Raw genomic sequence first — 340 nt, 5'->3', positions numbered from 1 at the left:
TCCTCGTCGTACCTCTTCGCCATGATGCGAACAACCTTCCCTCGAAAGAAGGTGTGCATCAAACCCGGGGTGGTTCATAGTCATCGACCAACGAGTGAATGTAGTCGAATCCATGGCCGTTCTTGCGATCTCGATCCGGTGCACGTCCTCGTCCGTGCGCGCGCCATCCACCGCCGGCGGGGATGCGACCCAGCTTCTTGACGTCCATGTGAACCAGCTCGCCGGGGCGCGACCGCTCATAACGGACAGCGGTGGTCTTGGAGGCGCGGATCACCTGACCGGTCATCGGGTCCAGCTCGCGTAGGTGGGGCATCTGTCGACGGTTGAGCACACGGGACAC

General features: G+C 61.8%; 1 pseudogene. It reads right to left on the bottom strand.

What is annotated here, in order from left to right:
- Positions 1 to 76: 76 nt before the first annotated feature.
- Positions 77 to 340, bottom strand: a pseudogene (locus CQY20_RS34100) (IS481 family transposase); the annotation flags it as partial.

Source organism: Mycolicibacterium agri, assembly GCF_002553505.1.
Lineage (GTDB): Bacteria > Actinomycetota > Actinomycetes > Mycobacteriales > Mycobacteriaceae > Mycobacterium > Mycobacterium agri.
This window is presented reverse-complemented; position numbering and strand designations above follow the sequence as displayed.